Annotated in this window: 17 protein-coding genes; 14 read left to right on the forward strand and 3 right to left on the reverse strand. The window is 39.6% G+C overall.

From position 1 onward, the window contains the following. Positions 1–179 precede the first annotated feature (179 nt). From FFJ24_RS01600 to FFJ24_RS01610, 3 genes are all read left to right on the forward strand, one after another. On the forward strand, positions 180–1151 hold the full coding sequence (locus FFJ24_RS01600; RefSeq protein WP_168202356.1) for a helix-turn-helix domain-containing protein: 972 nt from the start codon (positions 180–182) through the stop codon (positions 1149–1151). A gap of 193 nt (positions 1152–1344) precedes the next feature. After that, positions 1345–1818 (forward strand): GNAT family N-acetyltransferase, encoded by a 474-nt coding sequence (locus tag FFJ24_RS01605; protein WP_246862717.1) that lies wholly within the window; start codon positions 1345–1347, stop codon positions 1816–1818. 216 nt (positions 1819–2034) lie between these two features. After that, positions 2035–3288 carry a DUF2268 domain-containing putative Zn-dependent protease gene (locus FFJ24_RS01610; protein ID WP_138820495.1) on the forward strand — a complete coding sequence of 418 codons (1254 nt, stop codon included), beginning with the start codon at positions 2035–2037 and terminating at the stop codon, positions 3286–3288. Positions 3289–3417: 129 nt separating this feature from the next. Here FFJ24_RS01610 and dapA read toward each other — a convergent pair whose 3' ends face one another. After that, a complete protein-coding gene (gene dapA, locus FFJ24_RS01615) occupies positions 3418–4305 on the reverse strand; it encodes a 4-hydroxy-tetrahydrodipicolinate synthase (protein ID WP_138820496.1) in 888 nt (295 codons plus the stop codon). An 82-nt stretch (positions 4306–4387) separates the two neighbouring features. Next, the gene (gene ligA / locus FFJ24_RS01620) at positions 4388–6400 is read right to left on the reverse strand and encodes an NAD-dependent DNA ligase LigA (RefSeq protein WP_138820497.1); all 2013 of its coding nucleotides are present in this window, start codon (positions 6398–6400) and stop codon (positions 4388–4390) included. A gap of 230 nt (positions 6401–6630) precedes the next feature. On the opposite strand from ligA, the gene FFJ24_RS01625 reads away from it, so the two are divergent. Together FFJ24_RS01625 and FFJ24_RS01630 are read left to right on the forward strand one after the other, a co-directional pair. Continuing rightward, entirely contained in the window at positions 6631–6900 is a 270-nt protein-coding gene (locus tag FFJ24_RS01625; RefSeq protein ID WP_138820498.1) for a hypothetical protein, read from the forward strand. Beyond that, the gene (locus tag FFJ24_RS01630; protein WP_138820499.1) at positions 6887–7531 is read left to right on the forward strand and encodes a zeta toxin family protein; all 645 of its coding nucleotides are present in this window, start codon (positions 6887–6889) and stop codon (positions 7529–7531) included. Before FFJ24_RS01625 ends, FFJ24_RS01630 begins: the two co-directional genes overlap by 14 nt. Positions 7532–7549: 18 nt before the next feature. On the opposite strand, the gene FFJ24_RS01635 is transcribed toward FFJ24_RS01630, so the two are convergent. Further along, positions 7550–8224, reverse strand: a complete 675-nt coding sequence (locus FFJ24_RS01635; RefSeq protein WP_138820500.1) for an ACP phosphodiesterase — start codon at positions 8222–8224, stop codon at positions 7550–7552. 136 nt (positions 8225–8360) lie between these two features. Between FFJ24_RS01635 and tyrS the strand changes: the two genes are divergently transcribed. The 9 genes from tyrS (at position 8361) to FFJ24_RS01675 (ending at position 24047) form a co-directional block, all read left to right on the forward strand. Beyond that, a complete protein-coding gene (tyrS, locus tag FFJ24_RS01640; protein WP_138820501.1) occupies positions 8361–9647 on the forward strand; it encodes a tyrosine--tRNA ligase in 1287 nt (428 codons plus the stop codon). 14 nt (positions 9648–9661) lie between these two features. Continuing rightward, positions 9662–10117, forward strand: coding sequence for a DUF4870 domain-containing protein (locus FFJ24_RS01645; RefSeq protein WP_138820502.1), 456 nt, complete (start codon positions 9662–9664; stop codon positions 10115–10117). Positions 10118–11202: 1085 nt separating this feature from the next. Then, positions 11203–11352, forward strand: coding sequence for a hypothetical protein (locus FFJ24_RS25920; RefSeq protein WP_168202357.1), 150 nt, complete (start codon positions 11203–11205; stop codon positions 11350–11352). Positions 11353–11402: 50 nt separating this feature from the next. Next, positions 11403–14576 (forward strand): SusC/RagA family TonB-linked outer membrane protein, encoded by a 3174-nt coding sequence (locus tag FFJ24_RS01650; protein WP_210419443.1) that lies wholly within the window; start codon positions 11403–11405, stop codon positions 14574–14576. A gap of 11 nt (positions 14577–14587) precedes the next feature. Beyond that, positions 14588–16477, forward strand: a complete 1890-nt coding sequence (locus FFJ24_RS01655; protein ID WP_138820503.1) for a RagB/SusD family nutrient uptake outer membrane protein — start codon at positions 14588–14590, stop codon at positions 16475–16477. Between the two features lie 34 nt (positions 16478–16511). Next, positions 16512–19553, forward strand: a complete 3042-nt coding sequence (locus FFJ24_RS01660) for a SusC/RagA family TonB-linked outer membrane protein (protein WP_210419444.1) — start codon at positions 16512–16514, stop codon at positions 19551–19553. Between the two features lie 21 nt (positions 19554–19574). Beyond that, on the forward strand, positions 19575–21335 hold the full coding sequence (locus FFJ24_RS01665; RefSeq protein WP_138820504.1) for a RagB/SusD family nutrient uptake outer membrane protein: 1761 nt from the start codon (positions 19575–19577) through the stop codon (positions 21333–21335). A 27-nt stretch (positions 21336–21362) separates the two neighbouring features. Continuing rightward, a complete protein-coding gene (locus FFJ24_RS01670) occupies positions 21363–22334 on the forward strand; it encodes a DUF5627 domain-containing protein (protein ID WP_138820505.1) in 972 nt (323 codons plus the stop codon). 27 nt (positions 22335–22361) lie between these two features. Next, positions 22362–24047: an endo-1,4-beta-xylanase gene (locus FFJ24_RS01675; RefSeq protein WP_138820506.1), complete on the forward strand. Its 1686-nt coding sequence runs from the start codon at positions 22362–22364 to the stop codon at positions 24045–24047. The last annotated feature ends 514 nt before the right edge of the window (positions 24048–24561 follow it).

Genomic DNA, 24561 nt, shown 5'->3' on the forward strand with positions numbered 1-24561 from the left:
AGTTTTCTTATTATTTATTATTTGCTCCAGGTAGTCTTTCAGATATAGACATTTGCGGAAGTTTTGATTTTACGATGTGTCGCAAGCTTTGTGTAAGGCAAAGTAAGTAGAATACTGAAGTGCGCGAATGATTTGGTTTGAAGTGATAATATTATTAGCAGGATACGGTGTCAAAACATTTGCAATACAACAAGGCAGAAAGTAAGGATGTAGGTTATATATTGAATGTGCTCAGTAGCGTACATACAGTAGATCAAAAATTGAAAGAAGAATTTGAGAAACATCTTTTAAGGCTCAGGATTAAAAAGGATCAGATACTCTTCAATGAGAACGAGGTATGCGAATACATATACTTTATTGTTAGAGGCGCTTTAATGGGATGCACCACGCATAATAAACAAAAAATAACTACCTATATTTCAATTGAAAATGATTTTGTAAGTTCTATATCGGGGCTTCATGGATCTGATCATTCTCAGGAATACGTAATCGCTGTTGAAGATACAGATTTGCTGGCCATCCACAATAATGAACTCAATCGTCTTTTTACATACCATTTCGGGCTCAATTATATCTTTAGAGTTGTTTTAGAGAAATATTATAAAGCTGCTCAACAAAGGTCACATATTATCCGTGTTGGAAACGCAAAGGAAAGATACCTGTATTTTGCAAAAACCAATCCGGGTTATTTAAACCGACTGCCCTTAGATCTGGTAGCTTCATTGTTAAATGTTAAAACTTCAACACTATTGTCCATCAGGAAAAATTCTTCTAAACCCAAAGAAGGCAATGTTGATCTTGCTGAATTTGGGCAAAAACTGGAGCGTTATGTTAACGATCATCAGCTATTCAGGCAAAAGAATATCAGGCTCCATTCTCTCGCTCAAAAGGTCGGTATAGGCAGTCATAAGCTTTCTGTTGTGTTAAACAGTTATTTCAATAAAAGTTTTATTGATTATATTAATCAGTATAGGGTAAACTGGATAAAGGATAGTATCCGTAATCCAGAGATTATGCAAAATTTCACGCTGGAGGCATTGGCTTATAGTGCAGGTTTTTCATCCAGGAGTGCCTTCTATAATTCTTTTAAAAAATTAGTGGGAATGAGCCCTCTTGAGTATTCAAGAAATATTGGAGAAGAAATACTTTAGCTTAACGTTTTTGTTACTGATATGCTGCTTGAGGTTACTTTTAGCCGGGCTTTTGTATTGATTTATAATACAGGACAAACTTGATCCTGTTCTCTTCGACAAATGAGGCCTGGTTGGCTAAATTAGTTTAATTGACAATTTAATATATAGCTTTTACTGGCTTTGAGCCGCAATTGATTAAACTATGATAAGGATGATGCGCGCTGCAGATTGGAGTGAGATAAATGACATTTATCAGGAAGGAATCGATACAGGTACCGCAAGTTTTAGAACCCCGGATATTTCATGGAAGGACTGGGATTCATCACACCTCAAGACCTGCAGATTTGTGAGTTTACAGGGTAAGGAAATTGTTGGGTGGTGTGCACTTTTGCCGGTAATCGCCAATTATGACGTTGGTGGTGTTGGAGAAATTGAAGTTTATGTTAAACAGGGCTACAAAGGCCAGGGGATAGGCTCTGCTCTATTAAATGCCCTGATTATCGAAAGTGAAAAAAAAGGAATCTGGATGCTTCAGGCAGGAATTTTCCTTCAGAATTCAGCCTCATTAAAAATTTATGAAAAAGCTGGATTCAGGGTGGTAGGCTATCGGGAAAAAATAGGTAAAGCAAAAGGTGTTTGGCAGGATAATCTCCTGATGGAAAGAAGAAATAAATTGATCGCCTAATATTTTAAGACTAAGAACGTGTTTAAAATAAAATAGAAGTTATTTCGTATGTCAGTCTGAGCGTAGTCGAAGACCATTTCTGCTTTTGGGAATTTCTGAATTTTTTAAAATGACCTGGAGCAAAAGGTTTCTTTAAATTGTTACCAAGTGTAAATATTTTAAATAAAATAAGCACACATGTCTAATTTTATTATCTGAATTAGCTAAATTTAGTGCATGTTTAAGCACGTTTTTTTAGGTCTCCTGTTGTTTTTTTCTCATGTAGCTGCACATGCTCAGTTTCGTTATGCTAAAATAGCCGACAGTTTATATGCTGTTAAAATTTATGATCAGGCAGCGCATTATTACCTGCTTTCTGGAGAGGCCAGTGAATTTTCCCGTGCAAAACAAGGGGCCTTTTATAATGCTGCCTGTTGTTTTGCCCTATATGGCAAGGCCGATAGCGCAATGCTATTGCTGAAACAATCCATTCAACTTGGGAACGATAATGTGGCGCATATCAGTAAGGATACCGATCTTAACTCGTTGCACCAACGCGCCGACTGGCAGAAACTCATTGCAGGTTTGCATCCACGTATTAAAAGCACTAACGATCCGACAAAAGCACGGTTAATTACTACCGACGTACGCAATTTCTGGGATGCTTATGACCGTGCTCAGAAAGATACGGCCAACCGTTTAAACATTTACCGCAAATATTACATCCAACCCGGAACGCCCGGTTTACAGGATTATTTTACTTACAAGGTATTTGACCTGAAATACTTTGTTATGGGGCATGATAAGCGCCCTAATTTTTATGCCGCCATCCGCAAAAATACTTATGCTGTAGAGCAACAGAAGCCACAGATGATAAGCAGCTTTGTAAAGCTTAAAGCACTATATGCCAAAGCTTCGTTTCCTGATGTTTATTTTGTTATCGGTGATTTCTCTTCAGGTGGTACCTCTTCAGATAATGGCTTGCTCATAGGTCTAGATCAAGGTGTGCGTACACCCGATATCCCTACCAACGAACTAAACTTATGGCAACGCAACAATTTCAACAACCTGGTTGATTTGCCGCATCTTATTGCGCACGAGCTGATCCATTTTAATCAGGGCGGCATGGCTGGCGATACAACCTTATTACGTGCTGTTTTAGCTGAAGGCATGGCCGATTTCCTGGGCGAACTGATCTCTGGTAAAACGGCTAACGAACGACTGCATGTTTGGGCCAGGGGTAAGGAAAAACAGATTTGGAGCGATTTTGAAAAAGAAATGTATCTGAACAGGGCCAAAAACTGGATAGCCAACTCTGATCAGGAAACTGCCGACAAACCTGCTGATCTGGGGTATTGGGTAGGTTACCAGATCTGCAAAGCTTATTATAACCAGGCTGCAGATAAAAAACAGGCCGTGGCGGATATGCTTAACGTTAAAGATTACAAGGCATTTTATGATAATAGTGGCGCAAGCCGGATGTTTAAATGACAGGGCGATAAATAGAAGGCGGTTAATTTATTTGAGTAATTTTTTATTTGCACAAAAAAACAGATTGTTTTCATTTACTTTTCAGCAAAATCAAACAATCTGTTCCTGAAAATATTCTTGTAAGCGAATTTAAGCAACTTCGCTTAGCTTTTCTATTTCTGCAATTATTGATTTTTCTAAAAATGCAGATGCTTTAACCAATGGCAACCTTACGGTATCGCCGCAAACACCTAAATGTTTTAATGCAGCTTTTATGCCTGCCGGATTACCTTCTGCAAATGCCAGGCGAGTAAATTCTATTAAGCCTAAATGAGCAGGCAAAGCGGCCTTGTAATCGCCGGCTAAACAAAGTTTTACCATGTCAGAAAATTGCTTAGGTACAGCGTTTCCGATTACCGAGATAATGCCTGCAGCACCCAAAGCGATCATTGGCAAAGTAACCGGATCATCTCCGGAGATTAAAAGAAAATCTGCAGGCTTATCTCTCATAATCTGGTTAAACTGATCGAAGCTTCCTGATGCTTCTTTAGTAGCAATAATATTTTTAAAATCATGAGCCAGCCTGCAAGTTGTTTCCGGACTCATATTGCTTCCTGTACGACCTGGTACGTTGTATAAAATCAAATCTAAAGGAGAAATTTCAGCTAAATATTTATAGTGTTGATAAATTCCTTCCTGAGTAGGTTTGTTGTAATAAGGACTAACAGATAAAATTGCACTATAACCGGAAGCATCGAAAGATTTAATGTCTTCAGCTACAGCTAAAGTGTTATTGCCACCTATGCCGGCAACCAATGGTAATCTATTGTTATTAATTTCAGCAGTATAGGCCCACACTTTCTTCTTCTCGTCCTTGGTCATTGTAGCAGTTTCGCCGGTTGTACCTAAAGAAACGAGGTAATCGATCCCTCCTTCTACCAAATGATTAATCAGGTTTTTTAAACCATCATAGTCAACTGATCCATCTGTGTTGAAAGGTGTAACCAACGCTACACCAGTACCCTGAAATTTGTTCATTTTAATTTATAATTATTGAATTTTGAATGAGAGATTGACCAAATGCTTTTACATGCTATCATTCACCAATTCCGTCATTCTCTCATTTTATCATTTCCAAAAGCTCAGCATCGCTGATGATCGGAACGTTTAGTTTATTTGCCTTTTCCAGTTTCGATGGACCCATATTATCGCCTGCTACGAGGTAATTCAATTTGCCCGAAATGCTGCTCAGCATCTTTCCTCCATTGGCCTCAATCATATCTTTGAGCTCATCGCGGCTAAAGTTTTCAAAAACGCCCGAAATTACGAATGTTTTTCCAATAAGTCTATCACTATCCAGCGTAATTACCTTTTCTTCAATTTCAAACTGTAATCCTGCTAATTTTAATAATTCTACCTGCTTTAAATGCTCAGATTTTCCAAAATACTCAACAATACTCTCCGCAATGCGCTGTCCGATCTCATCAATGGCGATTAATTCCTCTACGGTAGCCTTAGCAAGATTGTCGATATTTTTTACACCAGCGGCAGTTTTTCTTGCTACTGTTTCGCCTACATAACGGATGCCCAGGCCGAAAAGCACTTTTTCGAAAGGCATTTCCTTCGATTTTTCGATTCCGGTAAGCATGTTTTCTATCGAACGTTCTCCAAAACGGTCTAAGTTTTTGAGCTGATCCGATTTTTGATACAAAGTATATAAATCACTAATATGATTTACAAGCCCATGTTTGTAAAAGGTTTCGATGGTTTCATCGCCGAGTCCATCAATATTCATGGCCTTGCGCGAGATAAAGTGCTGAATTTTTCCAACAATCTGCGGCGGACAACCTTCATCATTAGGACAGTAGTGCACTGCTTCTCCTTCTCTCCTGATCAATTCTGTTCCACATTCGGGACAATTGTGTAAATATTGAACCTTTGTAGCGCCGGGCAATCGCTTATCTAAATTTACTATGATAATTTTTGGAATAATCTCACCACCTTTTTCTACATAAACGGTATCACCTTCATGTAAATCTAAACGATCTATTTCGTTCGCATTGTGCAATGTAGCACGTTTAACCGTAGTACCGGCCAATAAAACAGGTTTTAAGTTGGCAACCGGCGTAACTGCACCGGTTCTGCCTACCTGATAGGTTACTTTTTCTAAAACAGTTTCAACCTCTGCTGCTTTGTATTTATATGAAATGGCCCAGCGTGGTGATTTAGACGTAAACCCCAATTCCTGTTGTTGTGCATAACTGTTTACCTTAATCACAATACCATCAATATCGTAACTTAATTTAAAACGTTCGTTTTCCCAATGGTGGATAAATTCCAGAACTGCATCGATATCAGAAACCAGTCGGTTATGTTCACAAACATGGAAACCCCAATCTTTTACAGCATTTAAACTTTCCCAATGAGTTTTGAATTCGTTTTTATCGGTGTACAGGAAATAAATAAAACCATCCAAAGGCCGTTTTGCAACTTCCTTGCTATCCTGCATTTTTATGGTGCCCGAAGCAAAATTTCTGGGATTTGCATAAGGGATCTCACCAAGTTCTTCACGAGCAGCATTTAAGCGTAAAAATGCCGCTTTGTGCATAAAAATCTCCCCACGGATTTCGAAATGGTCAGGGGCAACGGTCGATTTGATCTGGTGTGGAATGGTATGGATGGTTTTTATATTATTGGTTACATCGTCGCCTTTGGTGCCATCACCACGGGTAACCGCACGTAAAAGCTTGCCATTTTCGTAAGTAAGACTGATAGAAAGGCCATCAAATTTTAGCTCACAAACATATTGGAAATTATCGCCAATGGCTTTACGGATGCGTTCGTCAAAATCACGGAGATCTTGCTCATTATAGGTATTCCCCAATGATAACATGGGGTATTTATGGTTTACGGTAATAAAGTTTTTGGTAATATCGCCACCAACACGCTGTGTAGGCGAATTCGGATCGGCAAAATCAGGATTTGCTTTTTCTAGCCCGGCGAGGTGTTTTAATTTTTTATCAAACTCATAATCTCCAATGGTGGGCATAGCCAGCACATAATAGTTATAATTGTGCTGGTTTAATTCGGCCACCAGGGCATCCATTTCTTCTTTTATTGCAGTTAAAGGCATCTACAAATATAAAAAAAGGATGAATCGGTTTTTAAAATGAGTTGAAATAAATATACATAATACTCTGGTTAATTTAGCGATTTGAACTATTAAAATCTATCAAAGAAAGCTATCGATTTTAATGATTATTAACTACTGTTTGTATAACGCGTTTGGCCTTTTTAAAGATTTCTCCTTTTGAATTGTGGCATTGAATTTGTATTTTTACATTAGATTAAAGTATTGCAATTATGGAGTTGACTAATCTAGAAACAGAAACTAAGCAAGAGAAATATCTTGATGTTTTACGTAATCTGCGTGCAAAGAACTTCAGTCGTAATCTGCCTTTTCTTATCCTCTCTAATAAGCTTCCGAAAGGTCAGGTTTATAAAGAATATAATGATGGTCGCATAGAGATTCAGGAAGTTTCTTCAGCCGGAAAAAAAATTAATGTTAAAGTATTGAAGACTTTGGCAGTAAAAGAAGCAGATCTGGTTCGTATTGACTATGGATTATTCTAATCCAACACTCTTGGTTATTTCGGGTCCAAATGGAGCAGGTAAATCTACCTATATTCAAAGTATGCTTCCTGTAGAATTTGAAGGAATATGGTCTTTTAACAGAGATGAAGTTCGCGTTCAGTTCGAAACCCAACTTATAGAAGAAGGAATTCCTAAAACAGATAGATTAAAAAAAGCCACAGCAATGATGGAGGCGAAACTGGTTAGTGAAATGAAAAGTGCAATCGTTGGGCAACAACATTTTGTGCTGGAAACTCCTCTGTCTGATCCATACTACTGGACTTATTTAAATTTATTTGAGGATTCCGGTTATCATATTCAAATTAATTATTTATGCCTGAATACAATCGAGCATTGTAAGGCAAGAGTTCAGCAAAGGGTTTCAGAAGGTGGACATGCCGTTTCTCCTGAAACAATAAAGGGAGTTTATAATATGAATCTAGTTCATATAGATAGTCAAATGGCTAGTTTTAAGAGGTTAGAATTTTACGATGGGACTATTATTCCAATCATGCTATGTGCCATTGAAGATAACCAGGTAGAATATTTCTCTCCCGAAGCTTTAAAAAAGAAATGGATAAAAAATGGGCTTCCATCGCTTTATAAAATGTTAAGGGATGCAAAGGCCTAACTATTTTCGCTAAAATATTTAAGCCAACTTCCCCTCAATCTCCTCAAAAATATGCATGTAATCTTTTTCTAGGACGGTTTTATAAATCCCAAGTTCAAAAGTAAGTGACTGAAGTTGATTTTCGTTCAATGTTTCGGGCCATAAACGCATGCAGATTCTGTTCAGCGCATAGCTGATATTTTCGAGTTTTTGATAACTCAGCAGGTACTTGCTGCTGATAAACTTTTCCAAAAAAATAAAAAATACCTCAGGGTTTTTAAGGTTACAGTGTTCAAGGAAATCACTTAATGATTCTTTTTTTACCGAACTCAGCTTGTCATAAAAATGGTTTACCTGGATTAAGTTATGTTCAACCAATAAATGATCTAACAAAAGTTCCAGGCCGATGTGGGCAAGAAAAGAAGGACGCACAGCGGTATTTTCTACAATGGGCTTAATGAGTTGTTTAAGTTCGGTGGTTTTCTCCAGGAAGAAATTCGAGGAATGAAAAAGCAGGTCGACCGCTAAATGTCTTTTCCAGCCAAGCAACAGATTTTCTTCATCTGGGTTTCCTTTAAACAGGAATTCATTCTTCTGGGGGTATAAATTCGCCTCTTTTGCTGCATTTTTAATCAGATCTGGCAAAACCGTTCCCATTACCACATGGGCATCATTATTTGTCCGGTCGAAATAATAATGGGATAAAAAGTTCATCTTGCAAGGTAATGTTTTCTGGTATGGTTGTAAAGGCCGAGTTCAATTATGATAACTCATTTACAAAACCAACTAATTTGCTTTAAACTAAGCTAAAATTTTATCTTTGCACGCACATTATTAAAGTGTTTGTACAATGACGAATTTTGTTGAAGAGTTAAGATGGCGTGGCATGCTGCATGATATTATGCCGAATACTGAAGAAAAGTTAAACGAGGGTATGACTTCCGGTTATATCGGTTTCGACCCTACTGCAGATTCGTTGCACGTTGGTCACTTAACGCAGATCATGACCCTGATTCATTTTCAAAATGCTGGTCACAAGCCGTTTGCTTTGGTTGGCGGAGCTACGGGTATGGTGGGCGATCCGTCAGGAAAATCTGATGAACGTAACCTTCAGACACCTGAAATGATTGAGCACAACCTGAAAGGAATGAAGAAGCAATTGGCTAAATTCTTAAAATTTGAGGAAGGCGGAAACGGTGCAGTAATGGTTAATAATGCCGATTGGTTTAAGGATATGAATCTTTTTACCTTTATCAGGGATGTTGGTAAACACATTACTGTGAACTACATGATGGCAAAGGATAGTGTTAAAAGACGTTTGGAAGGTGATTCTGGTCTGTCTTTTACTGAGTTCTGTTACCAGTTGATTCAGGGTTACGATTTCTATCATTTATGGAAAAATGAAAACTGTTTGGTGCAGATGGGCGGATCTGATCAATGGGGCAATATTGTTACCGGCACCGAACTGATCAGAAGGAAAGACGCTGGTACAGCTTATGCCATTACTACACAGCTGATTAAAAAGGCAGACGGAACCAAATTCGGCAAAACCGAAAGTGGTGCAGTTTGGCTGGATCCGGAAAAAACTTCTCCATATAAATTCTACCAGTTTTGGTTAAATGCATCAGATGATGATGTGAAAAAATGGATCCGTATTTTTACGCTTAAAAATAAAGAAGAAATTGAGGCTTTGGAAAAGGAACATGATGCCGCACCGCATTTGCGTATCCTTCAAAAAGCTTTAGCTGAAGATATCACCATAAAAACCCACTCAGTAGAAGCTTTGGAAGCTGCCATTAAAACATCTGAGTTTTTATTTGGAAACGGTACACTTGAATTCTTGAAAAGCCTAACAGAAAAGCAAGTATCAGAGATGTTCGAAGGTATTCCTCAGTTTAACATTTCGAAATCAGAACTAAATATTGGAATTGATGCTGCAACTTTACTGGCAGAAAAATCGACCATTTTTCCATCAAAGGGAGAGGCTAAGAAAACCATTCAGGGAGGCGGAGTTTCTGTAAACAAAGAAAAGGTAGCTGAAATGGCCCAAATATTCAATACAGATCATTTAATAAACGATAAGTTTATCGTAGTACAAAAAGGAAGAAGAAATTACTTCCTTTTAATTGCAGAATAACATTTTCAAGCCCAATGAAATTAAAGATAAGAGATCTATTCATTGGGCTCGAATTTAAAATTGAACGGGAAGTTGAAATCCCGGAAGAAATTCTAATAAAACGTATCATCCAGGAATTAAGAAAACTGGATTATGAAGTTGTTGACCGAACGGAGAAAAAAATCTTGTTCGGAGAAAGATGGCATGGCGGTCCATATATTACCAAACAATCCGATTGGGATAGGGTAAATAATGGAAGTTTCGAAATTATCGGGGCTGGCGAAAAACAAAGTTTAAAATTTCAATTTTCGGTATCCATATTTGGTATCATGCTAGGCATTTTAATGCTCGTTGGATTGTCTTTTGTTGCGCACTACTTCATTTTGCCTTTTGTACTTTGTTTTGTTGTCTTGAACATACAAAGAGCTATTGATCTAAAAAATAAAGTTCACCAAATCTTTAATGCAGTTACCCGACCAGAAGTAAATTGATTAATAGTGTTCTAATAAATTTGAGATCAATTGGTTTTTAAAAATTTTCTTCAATTTTAAGATTTTCGATCAGTAGATCGGCAGCGTATTACCTTCAATCTTTTTTGAGTTATAAGTAAGTCGATCTTGATCTTTTCAATAAAGTCATGGTCCCAATCTTTACCTATATTAAAGGTATCCAGTTTTTTAAGCGATCAATCTTTTTTAAATACCATTCTTAATATTGGCGTCTGTTTAAAATTAAATAAAATTTATTTCCTATATGTCAGTCTGAGCGTAGTCTGAGACTGTTTCAACACATTAATAAAGCAATCGACTACGTTACTATTAACAGACTCCAATAGAATGGTCGTCATCTCGACCGGAGCAACACGAAGTGGATAGATCTTACTATTTATTGAAATCAAATTTAAAAGATTTTGCTTCTCAGAGCGTTCGGGTTCTCTACTGCGGTCGAAATGACTGTCCTTTAAGATCATCCACCTTCTTTATCCATCTGTCCACTCATAAGATTTTTATACCATAAATTATCTCTCAGTGTAATAGCAAATGGTCATTTATATTTGTTGTAAAAATTTAAACAGGCTCTTACTTTCAGTAAATTAAACCAATCTTTACACCTGTACATTTGCCGCTGTGCATACCAGCGCTTGCCTAAAATGTAAGATTATATCAGGGCAGGTCAATGAAATGATCGAATAATTTTGGAGTCGTTGTTATGACTTTTATGCTTTTTTTGAAGTAAAAAGGCACTTTTAGCGCTACTTAAACAAACTGGGTATAAATTTAAACAATTGTGGTATCCTTAAAATGGTAGTTGTCTTAGCTTCGAATATTCAATACAGGTAGAACCATTACCTTTCCGTTCGAACATGATGCTGAAGTAAGTAAGACCAAATACTTACCCTAAGAGCCTTAACGCTGATCTCAAATCTCAATGAGATGCCAAAGGCAGATTGTTCAAAATCAGGAAAGCTAAAATTGGTTTTTTATTGTAAGGAGCTAACCAAATAAATATGAACCAAACTGAACAAATGCTCATGGAAGCACCCGGTTAAATCTAAATCGATCTCATACCGATACAGATGAATTCGTTCAACGGTATCGAATACAACTCTAACCAAAATAAACCAAAATTTATGACCAAAAACTACTACTACTACAAAGAGGGATTAATCCACTCTTCGCTTCCTGAAACAGTCGAAAAATCTGTTTTGATGACCCTAATTGATTAGGCCTGACATACAATTATCCAATTCTATTTCTCTTTAAATGATTTTAAATAATGGAAAAAATAACCAATATGGGTAATGGTGCGCGCTCCGGATATAAGGGGGCAAAGCAGTTATTACTCGTGATGTATTTAACACTGATTACTTCCGCTCTGTTCGTTAATCCAGCTGTAGCCCAACAACGACGAAGGATAACCGGGACGGTAGCTGATGAACAAAAGCAGCTGCTAATAGGAGCCACTATTACTGTAAAAGGCACTAATTCTAAAGTACAAACCGGTACGAATGGCGAATTTGCCATAGAGATACCCGCCGACAGGCAGATACTTATCATTGCATATATAGGTATGAAGACGCAGGAGGTGAGTGTTGCCGGCAAAAACACCGTAAACGTAACAATGAAATCTAATTCCGATCAATTGGGTGATGTAGTGATTGTGGGATACGGCGTTCAGAAGAAACAAAGTGTAGTTGGTGCGATTTCTCAAACAACCAGCGAAGTGTTGGAAAGAACAGGTGGTGTATCTAGTTTAGGTGCCGCATTAACTGGAAATTTGCCAGGTGTGATTACTACTGCCAGCACCGGAATGCCTGGAGATGAAGATCCTCAGATTCTTATTCGCGGGCGCAGCACCTGGAACAATGCCAGTCCGCTTATTTTAGTTGATGGAGTTGAGAGATCGATCAATAATATAGATATCAGCTCTGTGGCTTCTGTTTCAGTACTTAAAGATGCATCAGCAACTGCGGTATTTGGGGTAAAAGGAGCAAACGGAGTAATCTTAATCACAACTAAAAGAGGGCGCGATGGGAAGGCAGAAATCAGGGCAGCTGCTAATACTGTTGTTAAGTCTGCATCTAAACTGCCTGGTAAGCTCGATTCTTATGATATGTTCCAGGCACGTAACCGAACAATCGAATATGAACTGGCACTCGCTCCGGGGGCCTGGAGTTCCTATCTTCCCGAAGCTGTGATGCAAAAATACCGCTCGCCAGCCAATCTTGAAGAAGCCGAGCGTTACCCCAATGTAGATTGGGTAAATACCCTGTTCAGGGATAATGCAATGTCTTATAATGCCAATCTTAACATCAGCGGTGGAACACCATTCGTAAAGTATTTTTCTTCTGTTGATTACCTTGACGAAGGAGATTTGTTTAGAAGGTTTAGTAACGATCGTGGCTATAGCGGTGGCTACAGTTTCAAAAGATTGAATGTAAGAAGTAACTTAGATTTTCAAATAACGCCATCAACGGTCTTCAGAACAAATATCTCAGGTTCACGAGGCGTATCTGAGCGTCCATGGATTGATGTTAACCCTTACAATACCTGGACTGCTGCTTACTCTGCAGCGCCAAATCTCTATCTTCCTGTTTATTCTGATGGTACATGGGGGTATTATAAACCTAATGAACAACAAAGTTTAAACTCTGTACGAATTTTATCTACCAGTGGTATGCAGACCACCACAACTTCACGTATTACAACAGATTTTACCTTAGATCAAAGCTTAAATTCTCTTGTTAAAGGACTGAGCCTGAAAGGAACATTATCTATCGATAATACATTTATCGAAGCTGGCCGCGGAATCGATGACCGTAATAACGGAACACTGAGTAAATACATTGATCCTGAAACAGGAGTAGTAAGTTATTCACAAACTAAGGATGCGGCAACGGAGCTTGAATGGAGAGAAAGTGTAAGATGGGCAAGCCGTGCGGGTGATGTTAATGATGGCGCAACTTACCGCCGGATGTTTTCCCAAATGCAAATCAATTATGCCCGAACCATTGCTCAAAATCATAATGTAACGGCTATGGGGCTTTGGAGCAGAGATAATACGGCTACCGGAAGTATTATTCCTTCTTACCGTGAAGACTGGGTTTTCCGTACCACTTATAATTATGCTGGTAAATACAGTTTCGAATATAACGGAGCTTATAACGGTTCTGAGCGATTTGCACCTGCCTATCGTTTTGATTTCTTTTCTTCCGGAGGGCTTGGATGGATGATCTCTGAAGAAAAATTTATGAAACCGATCAAATTCATCAATTCATTGAAATTACGTGGATCGTATGGTGGAATTGGTGATGATGGTGGTTCTCCCAGGTTTGCCTTCCTGACAAACTGGGCATTTGGAGGTACTACACCACTGGGTACTACTGGTGAAGCTGCAGAGAATAGTCCTTACAACTGGTATAGGGAAACTTCGGTAGGTAATCCAAACGTACGTTGGGAAAAGGTTGTAAAAAAGAATATTGCACTTGATTTCGGATTTTTTGGAAACATGATCTCTGGAAGCGTAGATTTCTTCCAGGACGACAGGAGCGATATCCTTACCAGCAATCGTGCTGTTCCAAGTTACTATGGTGCCACACCACCTACGTTTAACGTTGGGAAAGTGAAATCAAGAGGATTTGAAATAGATCTGCGTTTTAACAAGAAAATCAACAATAACCTTACATTATGGAGCAACATTAATTATACTCATGCCAGGAACAAAGTTACCTATGCTGATGTTGCCGGATTGTTACCGTTATACGCTAAGCCTATTGATAAACAGATTGGACAGGCTTATTCTTATGTAAGCGCTGGTTATTACAATACCTGGGATCAGCTGTATGGAAGTACCATGCACAATGCCAATGACCAATTGAAAATACCGGGAAACTATCATCTGGTAGATTACAATGCGGATGGGGTAATTGATGCAAATGATAACATTCCTTATGGTTACTCCGGTGCTCCTGAAAACACCTACAATGCCACTATAGGTTTTGAATGGAAAGGATTTAGTGCATTTGCTCAGTTTTACGGAGTGAACAATGTTACCCGCCAGGTTGTATTCGGAACATTTTCTGGAAAAAATACGGTTGCCTATGATGAAGGAAGTTATTGGTCAAAAGACAACATAAACCCTGATGGCCCGATGCCACGTTGGGAAACAACACCTGCGGGTTTTTACACGGCAGACAGGTACTTCTACGATGCTTCTTATCTGCGTTTAAAAAATGCTGAGATTGCTTATACGTTTAGACAGGACTGGGTTAAAAAAGCCGGAATATCAAGTATACGTGTATTCCTAAACGGGAACAATTTATACGTGTGGACTAAGATGCCTGATGACCGTGAAGCAAATTACCAAAGTGCGGGCGGGCAGGGCTGGGCATCGCAAGGTGCATACCCAACTGTAAAGCGGTATAATCTGGGTGCTAATTTCATCTTTTAAACATGATCGTTATGAAAAAATATATAAAACGCCTATTATTAATAGGAATGATTTGGGCGGGAACCGGCATGGTATCTTGTAAAAAATATTTAGACAGGGATCCCGAAGCAACTGTGACGGCAGAATCTGCCTTTAAAGACTTTCGTAGTTTTCAGGGTTTTACCGAAGAGCTCTATAACTGTATTCCAGATTTTACCAATCGTTATTGGACCAACAGTTTCAACTGGGGTGAAGATGAAATCCAGTCTACAGTTCAAAATTTCCACTTTGTTAATAAAATTGATAATGGTGATTTCTGGGGATGGCAGCGTGAGTTTGACGGATGGGGTGCAGGATTTTTAGATAATGCCAACGCCAATACAAATAACGATCGTTTTACCAAGGGCCTCTATCCATTAGCCTGGTATGGCATTCGTAAAGCAAATTTAGGTCTTGAGAACCTGAACCTTATGGTAAATGCAACTGATGAAGAACGTAATCTGATCAGGGGTCAACTGCTGTTTTTTAGAGGCTGGTTCCATTTTCAGCTCATGCAATATTTTGGAGGGCTTCCTTATATTGACAAGGTATTGCCAGCCGATGAAGAATTGAGATTGCCGAGGCTAAAGTATCAGGAATGTGCAGCAAAGGCCGCGCTGGATTTAAGAGCAGCCGCCGATCTTTTGCCAATCAATTGGGATAATACAACAGCCGGGATCCAAACCCTGGGTAAAAACCAGTTGCGCATTAATAAAATCATGGCGCTAGGTTATTTAGGTAAAAACTACCTGTGGGCTGCTAGTCCATTAATGAACTTAGAATCTACTGGTAGCAAAACCTACAATGCAGAACTGAGTAAAAAAGCGGCTGCTGCATTTGCCGAGTTATTGAAACTAACAGAAAGCGGAGTTGCTCCTCATAAATTATTGCCTTTTGCACAATACAGTACCAATTTTTACACAACCGGTCAAAATTTCTTAATCCCGGGAGGTACTGAAGTCATATTTACAGGGCCATATTGGGGCGCACATGGTTCAACCTATGGTACGGCAAAACAGTATACACCAGCAATTGTAGGTGCCGATGCACTGGTATTTGCGCCTACCGCAAATTATGTTAATTATTATGGAATGAAGAATGGCTTGCCCATTTCGAATTCTGCCCAGGCTGATCCCAGTGGCTCAGGATATGATCCGCAATTTCCCTGGCGTGATCGGGATCCCAGGTTTTATAATGACATTATATACGATGGGGTTAAAGTGGTACAGGGAACTTTGGCCGCAAATATGGAACCACACCGATATGCAAACCTGTATACAAACGGCAGTTACAGAGATGAACGTTCTGGTAGCCGTACCGGATATATGATGTTCAAATTTGTGCCCAGAACTGCCAATAACTTTGATCAGGGCTGGAATTATGGACAGAATCTGAACATTAAGGTTTCATATATGCGTTTGGCCGATATATACCTGATGTATGCAGAATCGGTTGCTGCAGGGTACGACTCCCCAGGCGCAACCGCAGAGGGATTTAGCAAAACTGCCGTAGATGCCATCAACGTAATTCGGGATCGTGCCGGTGTTGGTCACGTTGCCACACAGTTCTTAGCATCAACAGCAGAATTTATGAAAGAAGTAAGACGCGAACGCGCTGTTGAACTTGCCTTTGAAGGACATCGGTTTAATGACCTTCGTCGCTGGCATTTGCTTGCCGAAGTACCATATACTTTAAAAACAGCCGCAGAATTTGATCGTGCTGCTCCTTTAAATACCACAACCGATACCAAATTAAACAAGGTTGTAAACTATCGCGAGCGGTTAATATTACAACGCCCATTTAGTGAAAAGCATTATTGGCTGCCACTTAAGCGAGCAGATGTAAATATGTATAAGGAGTTTGCGCAAAACCCCGGATGGTAAGGTAGTTCATGATCATAAATAATTAAAGACAAGAATGATGAAATTTTTAAGAAATGCATTGGCGCTGTGTGTCTTTTTTACACTGTTTGTCGGTGTAATCAAAGGTCAGGACGCCGTTAAGATACCTATAAAAGCTGTTGTTCGTGATATTAATGGAAATCCGGTAAAAGGGGCATCCATAACTGTTGAAGGAAACGACGTGCTCACTATAGCAAACCAGGCAGGTGAATTCTCTTTATCCGTAAATGAGAACAGCACATTTTCGGTAAGTGCCAAAGGCTACAAGACCTCACTGGTAACCGCATTAGCCAACCTAAAGCAAGTTACTTTAACTAAAGAGGATAGACTGATAAACGTGGGCTTTAAAAACGCCGCCGAAAGTAATCTTCCTGCCGGCGTTTCAAGTGTTAACCTGGCACAGCTATTTGAGAAAAACTTTATAACCTATGGTTTGGACGGGATAGAAGCTTTTGCTCCTGGCTTTAATGGCAACAACCTTTGGGGTATGAATACCTCGTTTATATTGGTTGATGGAGTTCCGAGAGATGTGAATAGTGTTACACCAAATGAAATTGAGGAGATCACTTTTCTCAAGAGTGCCTCGGCCGTTGCCCTATATGGCAGCCGCGGTGCAAAAGGGGTAATCTTGATCACCACAAAGAGAGGTACACCAACTAAGCAAAAAATAAATGTTCGTTCCAATATCGGAATAAATACGCCAAAAAGATTTGCTCAATACCTGGGCTCTTCTGAGTACATGACCTTGTACAATGAGGCTTTATCAAATGATGGTTTGGCGGCGGCTTATACTCCGGAAACTATTTATAATCACTCTGGTGTTAACCCATATCGTTATCCAAGTGTAGATTACTACTCATCAGAATACCTCAAAAACAGTTTTTCACGTTATGATGGCGTGGCAGAAATTTCTGGAGGGAACGACCGTGCCCGTTATTACACTAATGTTGGGTTCGTATCTACAGGTTCGCTGCTTAATTTCGGCGAAGCAAAAGAAAATAATACATCAGAACGCTTTAACATCCGCGGAAATGTTGATATGCAGCTCACCAGAGCACTAAAAGCCCGTGTAGATGCAAGCGCTGTGTTTTCCAGCAGTGGCGGAGTAAATACGAATTACTGGGCTAACGCTGCAACACTGCGGCCTCATTTATTTACTCCATTAATCCCAATTAATTTATTGGAACAGAGTGATGAGGTGAGCAAAGCGATGATCAAAAATGCCACAATTATTGATGGGCAATACATTCTTGGTGGTACGCAATTAGATCAAACCAATCCATTTGCCGCCATTTATGCAGGTGGTAACAATAAATTTGTACAACGCCAGTTTCAGTTTACCACTGGTATTGATGCTGATTTGAAAGGAATTTTGAACGGACTTACCTTTAGTACCACTATGGGGGTTGATTATCTGAACAGCTACAATCAGGGTTATCGAAACGGATATGCAACTTACCAGCCCAATTGGACAACCTACTCTGGTACAACGCTAATCGGAAGTTTAACGCGCTGGGGAGAAGATACTAAAACCGGAGTTCAGAACATTGCAGATAGTTATTACAGACAAACTATTTCGTTATCTGGCCAATTTAATTACAATACTACATTCCGTAATAACCATCATATCTCAGCAGTATTGCTGGCTGCGGCATATCGTCAATCTCAATCTGAAATCTATCAGCCAATAACAAATTCTAATTTAGGGTTGCAGTTAAATTATGATTTCAGCCGTAAATATTTTGCCGAAATTACCGGAGCTGTTGTACGCTCGCCAAAAATGCCGCCAGGAAACAGGACTGCACTTTCTCCTGCAGCTTCTATCGGATGGCACCTTAGCGAAGAGCCGTTTTTGAAAAAAGTTTCATTCATTAACGACTTAACGCTAACCGCATCAGCAGGTGTTTTAAATACTGATCTCGATTTTGATGAGTATTTTGCTTATGAAAGTATTTATACAGCCACAGGCGGTAACTGGTATGGCTGGAACGACGGTACAGGCACACAGTCTACAGATTCGCGCCGTGGTTCCAACATGGACTTAACTTTCGCTAAAAGAAAAGAAATCAGCATCGGGATAAAAGGTGGAATGTTCAAAAATCAACTTAATTTCGGAGCAAATGTTTTCAGAAATAACATCACCGGAATTATCGGTCAGATTAATATTCTTTATCCAAATTATTTCACTACCGCATTTCCTAGTTCTTCTTTTGTTCCTTACAGTAATTATAATAGCGATCAGCGTACCGGTTTGGATTTTTACTTAAATTTCAATAAGCGCATTGGTGCTGTCGACTGGATATTGGGAGTTTCAGGAACGTATTATACGACCAAAGCAACTAAACGTGCTGACATGTTAACTTACGAAAACAGTTATCAGTACCGTGCCGGAAAACCACTCGACGCGATCTGGGGATTAAAAAGCAATGGTTTTTACATGGATGCCAGCGAAGTGGCAGCAGCAGATGGAATTAACAGCGCAAAACCTGCATTTGGTTCGGCATTGGCTCCTGGTGATATCAAGTACATCGATCAGAATGGGGATAAAATTATCGATGATAAGGATCAGGTATATCTTGGACGCGGTGGATGGTTCGGTGCTCCTTTTACAGCAGGATTAAATTTAACTGCTAAGTGGAAAAACCTTACCTTGTTTGTTTTGGGTACAGGCCGCTTCGGTGCAAGCGCCATGAAAAGCGATAACTATTTTTGGGTTAACGGAAGCGATAAGTATTCGGCAGTTGTGCGCGACAGATGGACGCCTCAAACAAAAAATACGGCAACCTTTCCGCGACTTACCACTTTAAATGGAGATAATAATTTCAGAGCGTCTGATTTCTGGTTATACAGCACAGATCGGTTTGATTTATCTAAAGTTCAAATCTCCTATACAGTATCCGATAAATTGTTCAAAAGTAAAGTATTAAAAGAACTGGGGCTGTATGTGGCAGGATTTAATCTTTTAACAATAGCAAAAGAAAGAGAGATACTGGAGCTGAATTTAGGAGGTGCCCCACAAACAAGGTTATATAACCTGGGCGTAAAGGCAATGTTTTAATTGAATATTAGATTAGAAAAGATGAACAGAATATTAATACGATTTGTAGTTGTCGTTGTGATGCTCTCGGGCTGTAAAAAGTTTACCGACCCCGCTCCACAAAATAATGGAGATTTTGATAACATCTATACTGAACCCGCACTTGCCCATGGGTTATTGCTAAATGGTTATACAAGGCTTCCATCAAATGGCTGGTCCTTTAACGATGTAGCTACAGATGACGCGGTAAGTAATGATATCAATAATAATTTTAGGAAAATTGCCACCGGGCAGTGGTCGGCTGCAGTTAATCCATTAGATCAATGGACCAATGCCAGAGCTGGTATCCAGTATATCAACTTATTTTTGGCAGAGACAGACAAGGTGCTATGGGATTCTAAAGACCCGGTGTTGAGTAAAATGTTTAACGACAGGCAAAAAGGTGAAGCCTATGCTTTAAGGGCCTACTTAATGTCGTATATGCTACAGGCACATGCCGGAAAAGTAGGGGGTAATTTATATGGTTTTCCTATTGTCCTCGAACCCGAAACACCGACTTCTAATTTTAACCAGCCAAGGGCTACATTTGATGCCTGTATTAAACAGATTTATAGTGATTTGGATAAGGCCGAACAATTGCTTCCCTTAGATTATGCCGATATCAATAGCACCAGTCAGATCCCGGCAAAATATGCCGGAATTAATGTAGAAACCTATAACCGGGTTTTCGGTAAGTTCTTTAATCAGCGAATGACTGGTCGTATTTCTAAAGCCATTCGGGCCAGAGTAGCACTAATGGCCGCAAGTCCGGCTTTCAGTACAGGAAACTCTACCACATGGGCCGATGCGGCCGCTTACGCAGCACAGGTACTTACACTTAATAACTGGTTGGCTAACTTAGATCCTAACGGTGTTACCTGGTATGATAACAAGTCAGAAATTGATGCATTGGCTTCTGGTGCCAGTCCCAGAGAAGTGCTTTGGCGCACAAATGTTGGATCAAACAGTGATTTAGAAGCGGCTAACTACCCACCAACCTTGTCCGGACAGGGCCGTATAAACCCAACTCAAAATCTGGTTAATGCTTTCCCGATGCAAAATGGTTATCCAATTGCCAATACGCCGCAGAGCGGATATAATCCTGCCACTCCATTTACAGGTAGAGATCCGCGTTTAGCAAAATTTATAGTGTACAATGGAAATACGATCGGGCCAACAAACAAGGTAATTAATACCACTACAGATGTGGCAACCAATGATGATGGACTGAATAGAAAGGAAGTTTCTACACGAACTGGCTATTACATGAAAAAATTGTTGAGGCAGGATGTTAGCCGTACACCAACCGTGAATAATCAGAAACACTACAGGCCACATATCCGCTATACGGAAATATTCCTGATCTATGCAGAGGCAGCAAATGAGGCATGGGGCCCTACAGCAAATGGTGGCAATCCCTATTCTGCTTATGATATTATTAAAGCTATTCGCGCCAGGGCTGGTGTTGGAACTGCAAACGGTGATGCTTACCTCGAATCGATTAAAACAGATAAAGATGCCATGCGGACATTGATTAGGAATGAACGTAGGTTAGAGTTGGCTTTTGAAGGATTCCGTTTCTGGGATCTTCGCAGATGGAATGCAGCATTAACTGAACCGGTGAAAGGAGTAAGTATCTCACAGGGTAACTATCAGGAAATCAATGTGGAGGCAAGAAACTATCAGGAGTATATGAGATTTGGACCAATTCCTTATAGTGAAACGCTAAAGTATAATGCTTTACAACAGAACACAGGGTGGTAATATTCAATCGCTATAAAAAATAACATCATGAAAAATAAAATATATATTTTACTTGCGCTTGTCTTAGCACTTAGCGCCTGCAAAAACGAAGAATGGGCATTTCCAGATAACGATGTACAAACGGTATATTTTGCGTACCAGGGACCTATTCGGACCATCACCATGGGCGAAGATATTTTTGATACTTCATTGGATAACCAGCATAGATTTCAGATTATGGGTACAGTCGGCGGAGTTTACTCAAATAAAGAAGATATTACGATTGGTATCAGTGTGGATAATGCGCTGACTCAGGGATTATCCTTTCCATCGCCCTACAGCGGTATTGTAAGGCCTATGCCAGCTAACTATTATACACTTGCGGCTAACAAAATTGTTATCCCGAAAGGAAGTTTGGTAGGTGGTGTAGATGTTCAGCTAACCGATGCTTTTTTCGCAGACCCATTGGCTGTTAATACCACTTATGTGATTCCTTTAACAATGACCAGTGTTGACCAGAATAAAACGATCTTGCCCGAAAAAAAATATACATTGTATGCTGTAAAGTATATCAATACATGGCAGGGTTTTTATCTCCGCAGAGGAAAGGATGTGATTACCGGGAAAAATGGCAATACCTCACTCAATCAATCGACCGTTCGCCACATGAAATATGTGGAGAATGATGAAATCAATAAGTTAAACACACGTTCACTAAACCAGGCCGAGTTTCCTGTTACATTTAAAGTAACAGGGGGAACCAGCATCAGCCGGACCTTATTGTTAACTTTCGATAATACGGGCAACTGTGCAATTACAGCTGGTGATGCCAGTTTTACAGCGAGTGGCACCGGAAAATTTGTTAAACGGGGTGAGAAAAACAGCTGGGGCAACCAGGATCGCGATGCCCTTTATCTGAACTATCAGATCGATTTGAATGATAGAACGGTGAATAGCTTAGATACCTTGGTAATGCGCGACCGTGGCGTGAAGGCCGAAACATTTACACCGGTCAAATAATTAATATTTAATCAAACAATTGAGAAAATGAAACGATTATACAAAATAGCATTTGGTCTGGCAGTGGCAATGTTGCTTGCTTCCTGTCACAAATACGAGGCACTGGATTATCAGGTGGCTAAACCCACCAGTTTCGCAGCCCAAGAGATGATTGATGCCTATCAGCCATTAAAAACCTATATTGATAGGGCAGCAAATCCTAAATTTAAATTTGGTGCCGGAGCAAGTCTGCAACCTTATCTCTCCAAGGGCGTAATTTACAGGCTCATCAACAGCAATTTTGATGAAATTACACTAGGTTATGAAATGAAGCATGGTGCCGTTGTACAGGCTGATGGAAGCCTGGCCTTAACTAATGTGAAAAACCTGCTGGAAACAGCATCTAAAGCCGGTATTACAGTTTTTGGGCATACACTGGCCTGGCATGCCAATCAAAATGCAACATATTTAAAAGGACTGATTGCTCCGGTGGTAACCGCTTCAAGTAGTGGCCCTACCTGGGACCTGGTAATTGGAGCGGATTTTGAAACAGACAACGCTTCGGTTTATCAATCCAACACCAATGCTGTTGCCTCTTTCACTGCAGCTGGCGAAGGCTTTAACGGTACAGGGCGGGCTTTGAAAATTAGTAACTCGGCGGTACGAACCAATGATTATGATGCGCAATTATTTCTTAAGTTTCCGGCGGTAGCAGTAGGAGAGAAGTATGAACTTAAAATGAATGTACGTTCTGATGTAGCGGCATCGTATCCTACACAGGCTCATACTACGCCTGGCGCCTATAAATTTTATGATTTTTTTGGTGCAATTTCTTCAACACCAACCTGGACAACCTATACCAAAGAAATTACAGTTACCGCAGAAATTGCAACAAGTGGTTCTGTGGCTTTTAATCTGGGTAAAACAGCAACAAATTTTTATTTCGATAATATCACGCTTAAAAAATACAATCCGCTTGGTGGCACTACCATTGTAGAAAAAACTGCCGAGCAGAAAAAGGCCATTTTAACTACTGCATTAGAGACCTGGATTAAAGGGATGGTTACTGCTTCAAAAGATTATGTTAAAGCCTGGGATGTGGTAAACGAGCCAATGGATGATGCAAAGCCAACTGAGCTTAAAACTGCTGCGGGCAGAACTACCATTGCAGCTGATGAATTCTTTTGGCAAGATTACCTGGGTAAGGATTATGCGCTAAAGGCATTTCAATTGGCCAGGCAGTACGGCAATGCAAATGATATCCATTTTATTAATGATTATAACCTGGAATATAGCATCGATAAATGCAAAGGATTAATAGAATACGTAAAGTATTTAGAAGACAAGGGCGCAAAAATAGATGGTATTGGTACGCAAATGCATATTGTAGCTACTTCTGATAAAGCCAAGATAGAGGAAATGTTCAAATTATTGGCCGCAACCGGCAAACTGATCAAAATATCAGAATTGGATATGGGTTTTACAGGAAATGTAAAAACTGCACAGGCAACAGCCGAGCAATATGCCGCTCAATCAGAGATGTACAAATATGTAATCAAGAAATACTTTGAACTTATTCCGGCCGCTCAGCGATATGGAATTACGATATGGGCCCCTCAGGATAGCCCGGCCACCTCAAGTTGGAGAGCAGGGGAGCCAATAGGCTTGTGGACAGAAGGTTTTGTGCGAAAACCAGCCTATGTTGGCACAGCCGAAGGCTTAAAGAATAAATAAAAAAATACGCTCTTAAAGCCAGAGACTTCGGTTAACGTTGTTTCTGGCTTTTTTATTAGAAAACTACTAATAAGCTTTGCCAGGATCTGTTTTTAATTTATGCTATCGCTCCTGTTACCATAAATGATCACCTCATTTCCCCTTGTCTCCCGATACCCCTGATTATAAAAATTCGATGTAGCAATGCAATCGATTGTTTTTTTCGAAATTAAGTGATATATTCGGTTAGGAATTACTCAGATATTGAGTATACCTTCTTAAAAGGATAACCAAATATTAATACCTTAATGATGCATTGCTGTAATAAAACCAAACGAGGGATTGGTAAGCACCCATATTTTGCCGGAAATTATATATTGTCATATTTTATAAATATGATCATAAAAACTTATCTTCCGCTTTATGCTTTGCTCTTTACTATTTTGTTCAGCAGCCGGAGCACTATTCTAACAAACCTTAAAAGGTTTATTAGTAAGCCTGCAGTTCCGTTCTAGATTTGAGTAAAATAGTTTAA

It is taken from the genome of Pedobacter sp. KBS0701 (genome assembly GCF_005938645.2).
Classification (GTDB): Bacteria; Bacteroidota; Bacteroidia; order Sphingobacteriales; family Sphingobacteriaceae; genus Pedobacter.

What these genes read in the sequence shown, in the direction of transcription:
- FFJ24_RS01605 (WP_246862717.1), top strand. Translation starts at nt 1,345, where the DNA reads ATGATGCGCGCTGCAGATTGGAGTGAGATAAATGACATTTATCAGGAA.
- FFJ24_RS01610 (WP_138820495.1), top strand. Translation starts at nt 2,035, where the DNA reads ATGTTTAAGCACGTTTTTTTAGGTCTCCTGTTGTTTTTTTCTCATGTA.
- dapA (WP_138820496.1), bottom strand. Translation starts at nt 4,305, where the DNA reads ATGAACAAATTTCAGGGTACTGGTGTAGCGTTGGTTACACCTTTCAAC.
- ligA (WP_138820497.1), bottom strand. Translation starts at nt 6,400, where the DNA reads ATGCCTTTAACTGCAATAAAAGAAGAAATGGATGCCCTGGTGGCCGAA.
- FFJ24_RS01625 (WP_138820498.1), top strand. Translation starts at nt 6,631, where the DNA reads ATGGAGTTGACTAATCTAGAAACAGAAACTAAGCAAGAGAAATATCTT.
- FFJ24_RS01630 (WP_138820499.1), top strand. Translation starts at nt 6,887, where the DNA reads ATGGATTATTCTAATCCAACACTCTTGGTTATTTCGGGTCCAAATGGA.
- FFJ24_RS01635 (WP_138820500.1), bottom strand. Translation starts at nt 8,224, where the DNA reads ATGAACTTTTTATCCCATTATTATTTCGACCGGACAAATAATGATGCC.
- tyrS (WP_138820501.1), top strand. Translation starts at nt 8,361, where the DNA reads ATGACGAATTTTGTTGAAGAGTTAAGATGGCGTGGCATGCTGCATGAT.
- FFJ24_RS01645 (WP_138820502.1), top strand. Translation starts at nt 9,662, where the DNA reads ATGAAATTAAAGATAAGAGATCTATTCATTGGGCTCGAATTTAAAATT.
- FFJ24_RS25920 (WP_168202357.1), top strand. Translation starts at nt 11,203, where the DNA reads ATGAATTCGTTCAACGGTATCGAATACAACTCTAACCAAAATAAACCA.
- FFJ24_RS01650 (WP_210419443.1), top strand. Translation starts at nt 11,403, where the DNA reads ATGGAAAAAATAACCAATATGGGTAATGGTGCGCGCTCCGGATATAAG.
- FFJ24_RS01655 (WP_138820503.1), top strand. Translation starts at nt 14,588, where the DNA reads ATGAAAAAATATATAAAACGCCTATTATTAATAGGAATGATTTGGGCG.
- FFJ24_RS01660 (WP_210419444.1), top strand. Translation starts at nt 16,512, where the DNA reads ATGATGAAATTTTTAAGAAATGCATTGGCGCTGTGTGTCTTTTTTACA.
- FFJ24_RS01665 (WP_138820504.1), top strand. Translation starts at nt 19,575, where the DNA reads ATGAACAGAATATTAATACGATTTGTAGTTGTCGTTGTGATGCTCTCG.
- FFJ24_RS01670 (WP_138820505.1), top strand. Translation starts at nt 21,363, where the DNA reads ATGAAAAATAAAATATATATTTTACTTGCGCTTGTCTTAGCACTTAGC.
- FFJ24_RS01675 (WP_138820506.1), top strand. Translation starts at nt 22,362, where the DNA reads ATGAAACGATTATACAAAATAGCATTTGGTCTGGCAGTGGCAATGTTG.